Here is a 12,648-nt window from a genome sequence, read left to right as displayed (position 1 = left end):
GTGCATACGTCCGTTTGCCCGGTCGGGCCCAGCGCGGAGCGTGGGAATGTACGACGTTCCCCTCGCTCGTCTGTGCCTGCGCGTCCGGGCTGAGCACACTGCGTCGACATGGAGCTGTCGGAGCTTCGTCCGGGGGTGGTCACATGACGAAACCAGACGACATGTCAGTCGCGGAGCTGCGTGCGGAGCTGAAAGCACGCGCGGAAAAGCAGGCAGTCGGTGGTGCCACGGCGGAAATGCTGCGGGACCCCGACTTGGAGGAGGTCGAAGACGCCGAACTCGTACAGACCCTCATCGCCAAGCAGAAGGTCATCTACGGCGTCGACGATCGGGCAGACATCTTCGAGCTGACCGACGCAGCTGACCGCCGGGACGCGGACAGCGTCGCTGCCCTCTTCAGGGCAGCGGAAGTGATCGACAACGGTGACGGTACCTCGAGGCTCGCCACACAGAACTTCGGTGTCTCGTACGGGTTGTGTGCCGGTGAACCCTTTCGTGACCAACCCGTGGGCGCGTTCTGTTCCGGCTTCCTGGTCGGGCCGGACGTCATCGCCACGGCAGGCCACTGCATCAACGCCACCACCGTCGGCACCGTGCGGTTCGTCTTCGGATTCCGCATGCAAGGGCCGGGGCAGCCGGCGACCGTGATACCCAACGGCGACATCTATCGCGGTGTTGCTCTGCTGGGCCACACACTGACATCCGCAGGCGCCGACTGGTCACTGGTCAGGGTGGACCGACCGGTCACCGGGCGGGCGATCCTTCCCGTGCGACGCGAGGGGAAGATCGGGAACACCGAACCGGTGTATGTCATTGGCCACCCGTGCGGTCTGCCGACGAAGTTCGCAGACGGCTCGGCGGTCCGCGGCAACACAGAAGCTGACTTCTTCGTCGCCAACCTCGATACGTACGGTGGAAATTCGGGTTCTCCGGTCTTCAACGAGAACACCCGCATCGTCGAGGGAATCCTGGTTCGCGGCGAACGAGACTTCCAGCAACTGGGCTCGTGCCGTGTCTCCTACCCCTGCCCCGACACCGGCTGTCGAGGCGAGGACTGCACGCGCGCAACGGTGTTCGCCGGACTCCTCACGCCGGCGAACCCTTGGCGGCACACCGATCTGACGGCGCACAGCAACGCTCCGTTGCCCGCGGGGCCTCTGCATGGGTACGTGATGGATCAGGGGGGAACTCCGAGTCAGCACGTGGTCTATCAGGGGGTTGACGGGCGTGCGCATGAGTTGTGGTGGTATGGGCACCAGGGTTGGTCGCACACCGATCTGACGGCGCACAGCAAGGCGCCGTTGCCCGCGGGGCCTCTGCATGGGTACGTGATGGATCAGGGGGGAACTCCGAGTCAGCACGTGGTCTATCAGGGGGTTGACGGGCGTGCGCATGAGTTGTGGTGGTACGGGCACCAGGGTTGGTCGCACACCGACCTCACCGCGCACTCCAACGCCCCTCTGCCCGCGGGCCCTCTGCACGGCAACACGAAGGTCTGGAACGGGGTGGCGAGTCAGCACGTCTACTACCAGGGCGTGGACGGTCACGCGCACGAACTGTGGTGGCACCCGGATCACGGGTGGAACCACACCGACCTCACCGCGCACACCAACGCCCCTCTGCCCGCGGGCCCGCTGCACGGCAACACGAAGGTCTGGAACGGGGTGGCGAGTCAGCACGTCTACTACCAGGGCGTGGACGGTCACGCGCACGAACTGTGGTGGCACCCGGACCACCAGTGGAACCACACCGACCTCACCCTGCGCACGCACGCCCCGCTCCCGGCGGGCCCCGTGCACGGATACGCACTGGACCAACACGGTGTCGCGAGCCAGCACGCTGTCTATCACGGCGTGGACGGTCATGCGCACGAGCTGTGGTGGCACCCGGACTTCCAGTGGAACCACACCGACCTCACCGTCCACGCAGCGGCTCCGCTGCCGGCCGGGCCGCTCCGGGGTTACACGATGCCCAACCAAGCGACCGCCGGGCAGCACGTCGTCTATCGAGGAGTAGACGGACGAGCCCATGAACTGTGGTGGCAGTAGAGGTACCGAGCGCGAGGCGCCGGAGATATCCGGTGCCTCGCGCCCGCTCGAGCAGTTGGGCCCCGCACCCCGGGCCCGAGGGGCTGATCAGGCGTAAGGGTCGAAGGAGATCCCCGACGGCTTCGCCGACGCCAGGTGGTTCGCGAAGTTGGCGTCCTTCAGGCCGAAGTTGGCGCTGCCGAAGTCGTACGCGACCAGCTTGTCGCGCACGCCCGACGGGTAGCCGTTCCAGCCGACCAGCGGCGGGTACTGCCAGTTGCCCTTGTGGTTCTCCGGCGGCTCGTCATTGGAGTTGGCCAGCCGGAAGCAGTGCGTGCTGACGCCGTCCTTGTGGTAAACGATCTTCGGATGGGTGCCGTCGAAGCGCACCGAGGACGCGGCGCTGATCGTGAACGAGCCGTGGTTGGACGTCGAGACGTACTGCACCGCGTTGTTCTGCACCCACACCACGACATGCTCCCAGTCGTGCCGGTGCCCGCCGATGCTGCTGCCCGCGACGGCCTGGTCCTTCTCGAAGTACAGGCCGTACATGTAGGCGCACCAGCCGTTGTTGCACTTGTAGCGCGAGTAGCCGTTGGTGTTGTCGAGGTCCGAGGCGTCACGGCAGTTGCCGTTGAGCGAACCGGTGGGGTTCAGGCCGCCGTTGACCGTTCCGTCGGGGCCTATCGCCGGCGTCGAGTAGCAGCCGTCGGTGTCGTAGTCGTAGGCCGGCTGATACGTCTTCTCGGCCGTGTCGGCGTTGGCGGGCAGCGCCGTCGGCGGGGCCGCGAAGGCCATGTTCGGAAAGGCGATGACAAGCGCGGCGGCACCGGCAAGCCCGGTGAGCCACCTCCTGCGATGTGTGCGGAACGTCTGTGACGCCACTGCGTCCTCCTCCTGGTCCGGGCGCAGCCCAACGGCTGTGGGGGGAAAAGCAGTTCAGGATCCTGGCTTTTCACTTCCGTGCCAAGAGTCACGGGCGTACCGGTGGTAACGATCAGTGCAACACTTGGGAGTGAAGCCGCCTCACACGCTCTCGTCCGGGATGTCGGCCGCCGACTCCTCCGGCGCGAGGTCGGGCCTCAGCCGCAGCCAGGACGGCTGGCGCAGCATCCCGGACCGGGTGCGGACGCTGTAGCGGACCTCGCCGACCAGCCGGGGCAGCACCCAGTGCGCGTCCGCCACGTGCGGGGCGGGGTCGAAGGGGCAGGTGTCCGTCCCGGACGCCCGCAACAGCTCGGCCAACCGCGTGCGTTCGGCCTCGCTCCAGCCGGTGCCCACGCCGCCGACGTACCGCAGTCTTCCGGCCGCGCGCTGCCCGACCAGAACCGCGCCCGGCAGACCCGTGAGCCGTCCCTTGCCGGGCAGCCAGCCCCCGACGATGACGTCCTCCGTGCGCATGTTGCGGATCTTGATCCAGGCGCGGGAGCGCACCCCGGGCTCGTACACCGAGTCCAGCCGCTTGCAGACGAGCCCTTCAAGACCGTGCTCGCGCGTCGCTCGCAGGGCCTCGGCGCCGTGTCCGACCAGCGCGCCCGGCGTCGACCAGAACGGCCCGCCCAGGCCCAGCTCCTCCAGGCGCCCGCGCCGCCGGGTGTAGGGCAGGGTGACCAGGGAGCGGCCCGCCAGGTGCATCACGTCGAACAGCACCAGATGGACGGGGGTCTGAGCCGCCATCCGCGCGGCCCGTGCCGGTGAGTGCGCCAGGCCCATGCGGGACTGCAGCAACTGGAAGTCGGCGCGGCCCTGTTCGTCCAGCGCCAGGATCTCCCCGTCCAGTACCGCGCGTGTGGTGCCGAGCGCGCCGCCCAGCGGACGCAGTTCTGGGTAGGCGGCTGTGATGTCCTCGCCGGAACGGGCGCGCAGCAGCAGGCTGCCGTCCCCTTCCAGATAGACCACCGCCCGCTGGCCGTCCTGCTTGGTCTCGTACGCCCAGCGCGCGTCCTGCGCGGCGGACGGCAGGGTGCCGGGCGTGGCGAGCATGGGAGGGATCAGCGGCAGACTCACGGGTCAGTTGTCGACGGTCCCGCCCGTCGCCACGCACCCCGGCCGCCGTTTTCCCCTGAACGGCGGCCGGGGCCTCAGCCGTCCCCGTTCGGCGGCACGGCCCGCACCAGACCCGACTGGTAGGCCATGACGACGAGTTGGGCACGGTCGCGGGCGCCCAGCTTCGTCATGGCGCGGTGGACGTGGGTGCGCACGGTCAGCGGGCTGACGAAGAGCTTCTCGGCGATCTCCTCGTTGGAGTGGCCCTCGGCCACCCAGGCCATGACCTCCCGTTCGCGGGCGGTGAGGCCGGCGAGGTCCTCCGGCGCGGTCGACTGCGAGCTCTCGGCGGGAGAGGCCAGGAACCGTGTGATCAGCGTGCGGGTCGCGGTGGGGGAGAGCAGGGACTCGCCGGCGGCCACGGTCCGGATGCCGTCGAGCAGCACGTCCGCCGTGACGTCCTTGCCGAGAAAGCCGCTGGCCCCGGCCCGCAGCGCCTGCGCGACGTACTCGTCGATCTCGAAGGTGGTGAGGATCAGCACCCGCACCGCCGCGAGGTCCGGGTCCGCACAGATCGCGGACGTGGCGGCCAGTCCGTCGGTGCCGGGCATGCGGATGTCCATCAGGACCAGGTCGGGGTGGTGGGCCCGGGCGAGATCGACGGCCTCGGCGCCGTCGGTGGCCTCACCGACCACCTCCATGTCCGGGCAGGAGTCGATCAGGATCCGGAAGGTGGCCCGCAGCAGGGCCTGGTCGTCGACGAGCAGTACGCGGATGGTCATGGGCGGGGGTCTTCCGGTTCCGGAGCGGTCGGGTGCGGAGGTGGAGCGGTGGTGACGAACGAGAGGTCTTCCCGCCTCGGACATCGGCCAGGGTCCATCTGGCCGGTCCCTCCGCCCGGTCCATCTGTCAGGGTTCATCTGCCAGAGTCCAGCGTCCAGGGAACAGCACCGCACGTCGTCGTGCGGCTGCCGACATTCGCCGGTACTCGGAACGCAGTACGCGCCACGGGCAAGGTCATCCCCGAGGGGGAGCCGGGCCCGTCCTCACCACACGCACGGCAGCTCCACCTCGATCACCGTCGGCCCTCCGGCCGGGCTCGACATCAGCACCGTCCCGTCGAGCGCCGCCACCCTGCGCCGCATCCCGAGCAGTCCGGAACCGTCCGACTCGTCGGCGCCGCCGTGGCCCCGGTCGGCCACCTCCACCCTGAGCCCGCGCCGCACACGGGCGATCCGCACCGAGGCCTCGGGTGAGCCGCTGTGCTTGGCCACGTTGGTCAGGGCCTCCGCCACCACGAAGTAGGCGGCCGCCTCCACCGCCGCGGGCGCTCTCGGGCCGTCGCCCTCCAGCCCCTCCACCTCCACGGTCACCCGCAGCCCGCTTCCGGCAGCCAGTGCCCGCACCGCACCGACCAGCCCGCGGTCGGTCAGGATCGGCGGATGGATGCCGCGCACCACGTGCCGCAGCTCGGTCAGCGCCTGCTCGGCCTGGTCCTGGGCATCGTCCAGCAGCTTGCGAGCGGCGTCCGGATCACGGTCGTAGGCCCGTTTGGCAAGCCCGATCCGCATGGACAGCGCCACCAGCCGGGCCTGCGCGCCGTCGTGCAGGTCCCGCTCGATACGGCGCAGTTCGGCGCCGTGCGCGGCGATCGCGTCGGCCCGGGACGTGCTCAGCTGCTCGACGCGCGCGGCCAGCAACGCCTTCGGGGACGGCCTGAGCAGCGCCGTCGACCAGTCGGCCTCCAGATCAGCCAGGCGCACGATCCACGGCAGCACGACGGCCCGCCGGCGCAGCAGCCCGCACCCCGCGCCGTCGACGACGAGCCCGACCGGCCAGAGCGGCAGGGCGAGGAAGACCAGCGCGCCGTAGACGTAGTAGGCGGCCATCCAGCGCAGATCGGTGAGCGTGCCGGGATCGCGTACGGCCGTCCGCAGCCGAACGGTCAGCGGCCCCTCGACGGCTTGATAGGCCTCGGGGATCTCGCGCCCGGTCCAACCGGCCGTGAGCCGCCGCTTCGCCCCGGCGATCCGCCGGACGATCAGCACCGTCTCGGGCAGCAGCCAGGCACCGATCACCGCGACGGTTCCGACGGCGGCGATCAGCAGCACCGTGATGAAGAGATACATCCCGAAGGCCATCGCGGCGGCCACCACCAGATGGACCGTCGCACGCCCTGCCTGTCGCACCGTCGCCCGCATGCCGGTCACGCCAGGTGCCCCGAGCGCCGCGCGCGTGGGCGCGGGCACCCGGGGTGCCGGTGTAGCCCGCTCCACCATCTGCCACCGTTTCGTTCAATCAAGTGACTTAGATTGTAGGTGTGCGAACCCGTGGCGGCTCGAGGGACTGGCCGTCGCAGGGCTGTGGGAAGTCCCGGTGCGGTGGTGATCATGGCAGGCAGGACGCTGCGGGACGAACAGGTCAACGCGACGCGGGAGCTACTCCTGACCGCGGCCGAGCGGCTGTTCGCCGAACACGGCGTGTACGCGGTGTCCAACCGCCAGGTCAGCGAGGCCGCGGGGCAGGGCAACAACACCGCGGTCGGCTACCACTTCGGCACCAAGACCGACCTGGTCCGCGCCATCGTCCGCAGACACGCCACGCGCATCGAGGACATCCGGGTCCGCCTGGTCGACGGCTTGGCGGACCCGGACGACCTGCGCGGCTGGGTGGACTGCCTCGTCCGCCCGGCCCTCGAACACCTCGCCGCCCTCGGCAGCCCTACCTGGTACGCGAGGTTCTGCGCCCAGGTCGTCTCCGATCCGGCCCTGCACCGGATCATGGTCGAGGAGGCCCTCGCCTCCCCGGCCCTCCAGAAGATCATCGAAGGGCTGAACCGTTGCCTGCCCGACCTCCCCGCCGAGGTCCGCGCCGAACGCGGCGAGATGGTCCGCCACCTGATCGTCCACGTGGCCGCCGAGCGTGAGCGCGCCCTCGCCGAGAACACCCCCACCCCTCGGTCCACCTGGGACGCCGCCGCCACGGGCCTCGCCGACGCCGTCGTCGGCATGTGGCTGGCACCCGTCTCACCCGGCCGCTGACCGCCGCCGCACAAGGAGTACGACCGTGAAAGCGACTCTCCGCCGAGGCCGCCGCCGCGGCGCCGCGCGACAGGGCGGGTTATGAGCCACCGTCAGGCAGCCGCGCCCCTGGACGGCGCCGGCGGCGAGAAACCCGCCCTCGCGCGCGGCGCCGGCCAACACCTCCTCATCGTCGCCGGTGAGCCCGACCTCGCCGAACTGCTCTCGACCACCCTGGAGTTGGCCGGCTACCGGATCAGCCTCACCGACACCGGCGCAGAAGCGCTGGCCCGCGTCGCGCGGCACCGCTTCGACCTGGTGGTCTTCGACACCACCCTGCCGGACATGGCGAACTTCAGCCGGGAGCGCCGACCCGCCCTCCCGCACCGCCCGCCGGTCCTGCTCCTCACCGAGTACGACCACCTGCACCGGCTGGTGCCCGAACTCGGCCTGGGGGAGCGGGACTACGTCACCAAGCCCTTCCGGGTGGCCGAAGTCCTCGCCAGGATCCAGGTGCTGCTGCGCGGCCCCCGCCCCGGCCCGCCCAGAGGCAACCCGCTGGAGTACGGCGACCTCGTGCTGGACGACACCGTGTGCCGGGCCCGGCGCGGGACGCGGGCGCTCGACCTCACGCCCGCCGAGTACCGGCTGCTGCGCCATCTCCTGGTCAACGCGCACCGGGTGCTGTCCAAGGAGCAGATCGGCCGCTACGTCTGGGGCGAGCACCGCGGCGACAACGCGATCGAGCAACTCGTCTCCCGCCTGCGCCGCAAGGTGGACCGGGACGACCCGGCGCTGATCCACACGCGCCGCGGCTTCGGCTACTGGCTGGGCCGGGCCGACAGCGGTTCCTGAGGCCCCGGCCCTCGATCCGGTCGCGACCCGGGAGCCGATCCAGCCCCCTCATGTGATCTGGGCCACGTCAGCCTCCTGTCAGGAAACTGACCGGAAGGCGTCAGACCCCTCTGTTTGCATGTGCCCATCGAGGCCTCGACACCCTTCGCCCCGGCGCTCCACCCCGACCGGAGCCCCCCACGTCCGAGGAGAACCATGGCCGACGCCACCCTGACCGGTCCCGCGCACCAAGCGCCGGACGCCGTCCCCGAGTTCCCGATGCCCCGGCAGTCCCGCTGCCCCTTCGACCCGCCGCCCGCGCTCAAGGAGCTGCAGGAACAGGGGCCGCTGACCAAGGTGCGGCTGTGGGACGGCAGTGAGCCCTGGCTCGTGACCCGGTACGCCGAGCAGCGGGCCCTGCTGGGCGACCAGCGCGTCAGCGCCGACACCGACCAGCCGGGCTATCCGACCAAGGCCAGCCCCGAGGCCGGTGAGGGCAAGCTCAGCTTCATCATGATGGACGACCCCGAGCACGCCCGGCTGCGCCGGATGGTGACGGGCCCGTTCGCCGTCAAGAAGGTCGAGGCGCTGCGGCCCGCCGTGCAGCGCATCGTGGACGGTCTCATCGACGACATGCTGGCCGGCCCCGGCCCCGGCCCGGTGGACCTCGTGGACGTGTTCGCCCTGCCGATCCCGTCGCTGGTCATCTGCGAGCTGCTGGGAGTGCCGTACGAGGAGCACGAGTTCTTCCAGGAGAACACCAAGACCATGGTCCGCACGACCGCCACGCCCGAGGAGCGGGGTGCGGCCAGCCGTGAGGTCGCCGGCTACCTGGCCGGGCTTCTGGGCAAGCGGATCGCCGAGCCGAAGGAGGACCTGCTCTCCAGCATCGCCGGACGCATCACCGCCGGTGAACTCACGCACCAGCAGGCGACCGAGATGGCCCTGCTCCTGCTGATCGCGGGCCACGAGACCACCGCCAACATGATCGCGCTCGGCACCCTCGCCCTCCTCCAGCACCCCGACCAGCTCGCCCTGCTGCGGGAGACCGACGACCCGAAACTCGTCGCCTCCGCGGTCGAGGAACTCCTGCGCTATCTGCACATCACCCACCTGGGCAGGCGTCGGGCGGTGACCGAGGACATCGAGATCGGCGGCCAGGTGATCAAGGCCGGCGAGGGCGTCATCATGGTCAACGAGATCGGCAACCGCGACCCCGAGGTGTTCGCCGACCCCGACCGCCTCGACATCACCCGCGACGCCCGCCGCCATGTCGCCTTCGGCTTCGGCGTCCACCAGTGTCTGGGCCAGCCGCTGGCCCGCATGGAACTCCAGGTGGTCTACGGCACCCTCTACAAGCGCATCCCCACGCTGAAGCTCGCGTGCGCGCTGGAGGACGTCCGGTTCAAGACGGACGCCTTCATCTACGGCGTCCACGAACTGCCCGTCTCCTGGTGACAGCTCCTCACCTCCCCGCACAACGAACCACACTCACGTCTGAAGAAGGGAAACCGATCATGAAGGTGGAGCTGGAAGCCGACAAGTGCGTCGCGTCCGGACAGTGCGTGCTCGCCGCGATGGACGTCTTCGACCAGGACGACGACGGCATCGCGATCCTGCTCGACGAGCGGCCGGCCGCCGAACACCTCGACGACGTCAAGGAAGCCATCGCCGTCTGCCCGGCCGCCGCGATCCGGCTGGTGGACCAGTGAGGCGCATTGTCGTCGTCGGGGCCTCGGCCGCCGGGCTCGCGGCGGCCGAGACGCTCCGCCGCGAGGGCTACGACGGCACGCTCACCCTCGTGGGCGACGAACCCCTCGCCCCGTACGACCGTCCGCCCCTGTCCAAGCAGCTGCTGGCCGCCGAGTGGGAGCCCGAGCGGCTGACCCTGCGCAGCCCCGACGACCTGGCCGGGCTCGACCTCGACCTGCGCCTCGGCGTGGCAGCCAGCGGTCTGCAACCGGCCGACAGGACGGTGGAGTTGGCCGACGGATCGACGGTGCCGTACGACGGCCTGATCCTGGCCACCGGAGTACGGCCACGCCGGCTGCCCGGTGCGGGCGGGCATGTGCTGCGCACCCTGGACGACGCGGTCCGGCTGCGGGACCGGCTGACGCCGGGCAGGCGACTGGTCGTCGTCGGCGCCGGGTTTCTCGGGGCCGAGGCCGCCGCCGTCGCCTGGCGGCTGGGCTGCGAGGTGACGCTCCTCGAACCCGCCCCGGTACCGCTGGCCCACGCCGTCGGCACGGAGGTCGGCGAGGTGCTGACGCGCGCCCATCTGGACCGGGGCGTGAACCTGCGCTGCGGAGTCACCGTGACCGAGGTGACCGGGGAGGGCGTGCGGCTCGCCGACGGTGAACTGGTCGAGGCCGACGAGGTGTTGGTCGCGATCGGCTCACTGCCCAACACCGACTGGCTCGACGGCAGCGGGCTCACCGTCGGCGACGGAGTGGTGTGCGACGAGTACAGCGCGGCCGCACCGAACGTGTACGCCGCCGGTGACGTCGCCCGCTGGCACAACCCGCTGTTCGGGCTGCCGATGCGCATCGAGCATCGCACCAACGCCGCCGAACAAGGCATGGCGGCCGCCCGCAACCTGCTCGCCGCACCGCAGGCCCGCAAGCCGTTCGCGCCGGTGCCGTACTTCTGGTCCGACCAGTACGGCATGAAGATCCAGGCGTACGGGTATCTCCGCGGCCACGACGAAGTCGCCGTCGTGGAGGGGGAACTGACGGAGGGCCGGTTCCTGGCCGCCTACCGCAGGGGCGAGAAGGTGACCGGGGCGCTGGCCGTGGGGATGCCGCCCAAGGCGATCCGGCAGTGGCGGCAGGCGATCGCGACGGGCGCGGACTGGGACGGGACCGTGGCGTCCCGGTCACGTGCCGAGGTTGTGCCGGAAGGGGTGTCCGCCTGATGTGTCGTGGGTGAACGTCCGCCGTAATTTAATTGAGTTACGCAACGAGATGGTAAAGTGGTCCCCATGTCCACACCACCGCTCCCCGAACTCCCCGACACACCCGCGTCCCCGGAAGTGATCGAGATAGAGCGCGCGCTCACCCGCATCACCTACCTGAGCACCCGCGCCCGGCAGCACGAGCGGCTCATGGCCCTGGCCGGTGTGCCGCTGGACCGGGCCGCCGTGGCACTGCTGCGCCAGGTCGCCGACTCGGAGTCGCTGCGCCCCGGGGAGCTGGCCGCCCGGCTCGGTGTGGAGGCCTCGCACGTCACGCGTACGGTGCAGCAGCTGCAGAGGACCGGGTACGTCACCCGCGTCCCCGACCCTCAGGACCGCCGCGCCCAGCGCATCGAACTCACCGAGCCCGGCCGGCAGGCCGTTGCCCGGGTCCGGGAGGCCGGCGCCCGCGGTATGCAGCTCGCCCTGGCCGACTGGACCCCCGAGGAACTGCGCCGGCTGGCCACCCTGTTCCACCGCATGGTCGACGACTTCCTCGCCCACGCCATCGACGAGGACACCGAACCGCAGACGACGGCACCGGCCGGCACCGCCTGACCGGACCGCACGGTCACCGCTCACGCCGACGCCGCGCGTGGGCGGTGCCCGGACGAGCCGGGTGCCGGGGCGGCCCCTGCGGGCGGTGCCGGCTCCCGCAGCCCGCACAGCAGCAGCCGCCCCAGCGCGGGCAGTGCGATGAGCGCCGCGAGCGAGGTCCGCAGAGACGTGGCGTCGGCCAGTGCTCCGACGACCGGGGCGAAGAGACCGCCCACGCTCACGGTCAGCCCCAGCGTCACACCGCTCGCGGTGCCCACCCGCCGGGGCAGGTAGTCCTGACCGAGCGTGACGTGCAGCGAGAACGGAACGTACAGGCCGGCCGACGTCAGGGCGACGAACAGATACACGCCCGGCCCGGGAACGACGACCACTCCGGCCACCGCGAGCCCGGTCAGCACATACGCCTGGCGTGCGACCGCGAGCCGCCCGTACCTGTCGGCGAGCCGCCCCCCGGCCACGGTGCCCACCGCGCCGCCCACGTAGAGCACACACAGCGCGGCCGTACCGGCCACGGCACCGCCGCCGGTCCGCTGCCGGACGTACAGCGAGACGAACGCGCTCAGCCCGACGAACACGATCGACCGGCACACAACGGCGCCGGACAGCCGCAGGAACGACCCCCAGTCGTCGGAGCCGGTGTCCTCGCCCTTGCCGACGGCGCCCCCACGGCTCCCGGCCGAGCGGACCGCTGCCGCACACAGGGCCGCTCCCACGACGGCCGGCGCGACCAGCAGGGGAGTCGCGCCCAGGCCGCCGGTGGCGACGACCGCCGCCACCAGCAGCGGGGCGAGGGCGAAGCCGACGTTCCCGCCGAGGGAGAACCACCCCATCGCCGTATGACTGCCGTGCGCGGCAGCGCGGGCCGCGCGGGCGGCCTCCGGGTGGTAGGCGGCCACCCCGATGCCGGAGACGGCCACCACCGCCAGCGTGAGCGCGTAGGAATCCATCACCCCGCTCAGCGCGACCCCGGCACCGCCCGTCAGCGCGCTCAGCGGCAGCAGCCAGGGCATCGCCCACCGGTCGGTGAGCGCCCCGAACAGCGGCTGCACCACGGACGACAGCAGGGAGGCGGCGAGGACGACGCCCGACGCGGCGGCGTAGCCGTAGGCGCGCTCGGCGACGAAGAAGGGCACGAGGGCCGCCACGGCGCCCTGGTACACGTCGACACAGGCGTGCCCCAGGGACAGCAGGGTGATGGCTCGGTTGCGTTTCGTGGACACCCTGCGATCGTCGCGGGACCGGTCAGTGGCCCGCTTTCGATAATCTGCCG

Annotated in this window: 12 protein-coding genes; 7 read left to right on the top strand and 5 right to left on the bottom strand. The window is 71.1% G+C overall.

The window, feature by feature from the left end; all coding sequences use genetic code 11:
- Nucleotides 1-143: 143 nt before the first annotated feature.
- The gene (locus tag EHO50_RS10235; protein WP_128429571.1) at nt 144-2,048 is read left to right on the top strand and encodes a trypsin-like serine peptidase; all 1,905 of its coding nucleotides are present in this window, start codon (nt 144-146) and stop codon (nt 2,046-2,048) included.
- Between the two features lie 87 nt (nt 2,049-2,135).
- Here the strand turns inward: EHO50_RS10235 and EHO50_RS10230 are convergent, their stop codons facing one another.
- The 4 genes from EHO50_RS10230 to EHO50_RS10215 form a co-directional block, all read right to left on the bottom strand.
- Nucleotides 2,136-2,912: an NPP1 family protein gene (locus tag EHO50_RS10230; protein WP_128429570.1), complete on the bottom strand. Its 777-nt coding sequence runs from the start codon at nt 2,910-2,912 to the stop codon at nt 2,136-2,138.
- A gap of 141 nt (nt 2,913-3,053) precedes the next feature.
- Complete coding sequence (locus EHO50_RS10225; protein WP_128429569.1) at nt 3,054-4,034, bottom strand: ATP-dependent DNA ligase; 981 nt, start codon at nt 4,032-4,034, stop codon at nt 3,054-3,056.
- 74 nt (nt 4,035-4,108) lie between these two features.
- Nucleotides 4,109-4,795 carry a response regulator gene (locus EHO50_RS10220; protein WP_128429568.1) on the bottom strand — a complete coding sequence of 229 codons (687 nt, stop codon included), beginning with the start codon at nt 4,793-4,795 and terminating at the stop codon, nt 4,109-4,111.
- A 264-nt stretch (nt 4,796-5,059) separates the two neighbouring features.
- Nucleotides 5,060-6,214, bottom strand: coding sequence for a sensor histidine kinase (locus tag EHO50_RS10215; protein WP_128429567.1), 1,155 nt, complete (start codon nt 6,212-6,214; stop codon nt 5,060-5,062).
- A 189-nt stretch (nt 6,215-6,403) separates the two neighbouring features.
- Between EHO50_RS10215 and EHO50_RS10210 the strand changes: the two genes are divergently transcribed.
- The 6 genes from EHO50_RS10210 to EHO50_RS10185 all read left to right on the top strand — a co-directional run bounded on the left by EHO50_RS10210 (nt 6,404) and on the right by EHO50_RS10185 (nt 11,378).
- Nucleotides 6,404-7,054: a TetR/AcrR family transcriptional regulator gene (locus EHO50_RS10210; RefSeq protein ID WP_128429566.1), complete on the top strand. Its 651-nt coding sequence runs from the start codon at nt 6,404-6,406 to the stop codon at nt 7,052-7,054.
- Between the two features lie 81 nt (nt 7,055-7,135).
- Nucleotides 7,136-7,888 carry a response regulator transcription factor gene (locus EHO50_RS10205; RefSeq protein WP_181449591.1) on the top strand — a complete coding sequence of 251 codons (753 nt, stop codon included), beginning with the start codon at nt 7,136-7,138 and terminating at the stop codon, nt 7,886-7,888.
- Between the two features lie 195 nt (nt 7,889-8,083).
- Entirely contained in the window at nt 8,084-9,325 is a 1,242-nt protein-coding gene (locus tag EHO50_RS10200) for a cytochrome P450 (RefSeq protein ID WP_128429565.1), read from the top strand.
- A 59-nt stretch (nt 9,326-9,384) separates the two neighbouring features.
- Nucleotides 9,385-9,579: a ferredoxin gene (locus EHO50_RS10195; protein WP_128429564.1), complete on the top strand. Its 195-nt coding sequence runs from the start codon at nt 9,385-9,387 to the stop codon at nt 9,577-9,579.
- Entirely contained in the window at nt 9,576-10,781 is a 1,206-nt protein-coding gene (locus EHO50_RS10190) for an NAD(P)/FAD-dependent oxidoreductase (protein ID WP_128429563.1), read from the top strand. The genes EHO50_RS10195 and EHO50_RS10190 overlap by 4 nt, the downstream gene beginning before the upstream one ends.
- Nucleotides 10,782-10,847: 66 nt before the next feature.
- A complete protein-coding gene (locus tag EHO50_RS10185) occupies nt 10,848-11,378 on the top strand; it encodes a MarR family winged helix-turn-helix transcriptional regulator (RefSeq protein ID WP_128429562.1) in 531 nt (176 codons plus the stop codon).
- A gap of 20 nt (nt 11,379-11,398) precedes the next feature.
- On the opposite strand, the gene EHO50_RS10180 is transcribed toward EHO50_RS10185, so the two are convergent.
- The gene (locus EHO50_RS10180; RefSeq protein WP_128429561.1) at nt 11,399-12,598 is read right to left on the bottom strand and encodes an MFS transporter; all 1,200 of its coding nucleotides are present in this window, start codon (nt 12,596-12,598) and stop codon (nt 11,399-11,401) included.
- Nucleotides 12,599-12,648 lie beyond the last annotated feature (50 nt).

This window comes from Streptomyces cyaneus (genome assembly GCF_004028635.1).
GTDB classification, from domain to species: Bacteria; Actinomycetota; Actinomycetes; order Streptomycetales; family Streptomycetaceae; genus Streptomyces; species Streptomyces cyaneus.
Note: the sequence above shows the minus strand (reverse complement) of the source record. Positions and strands in the feature narration are given on the sequence as shown.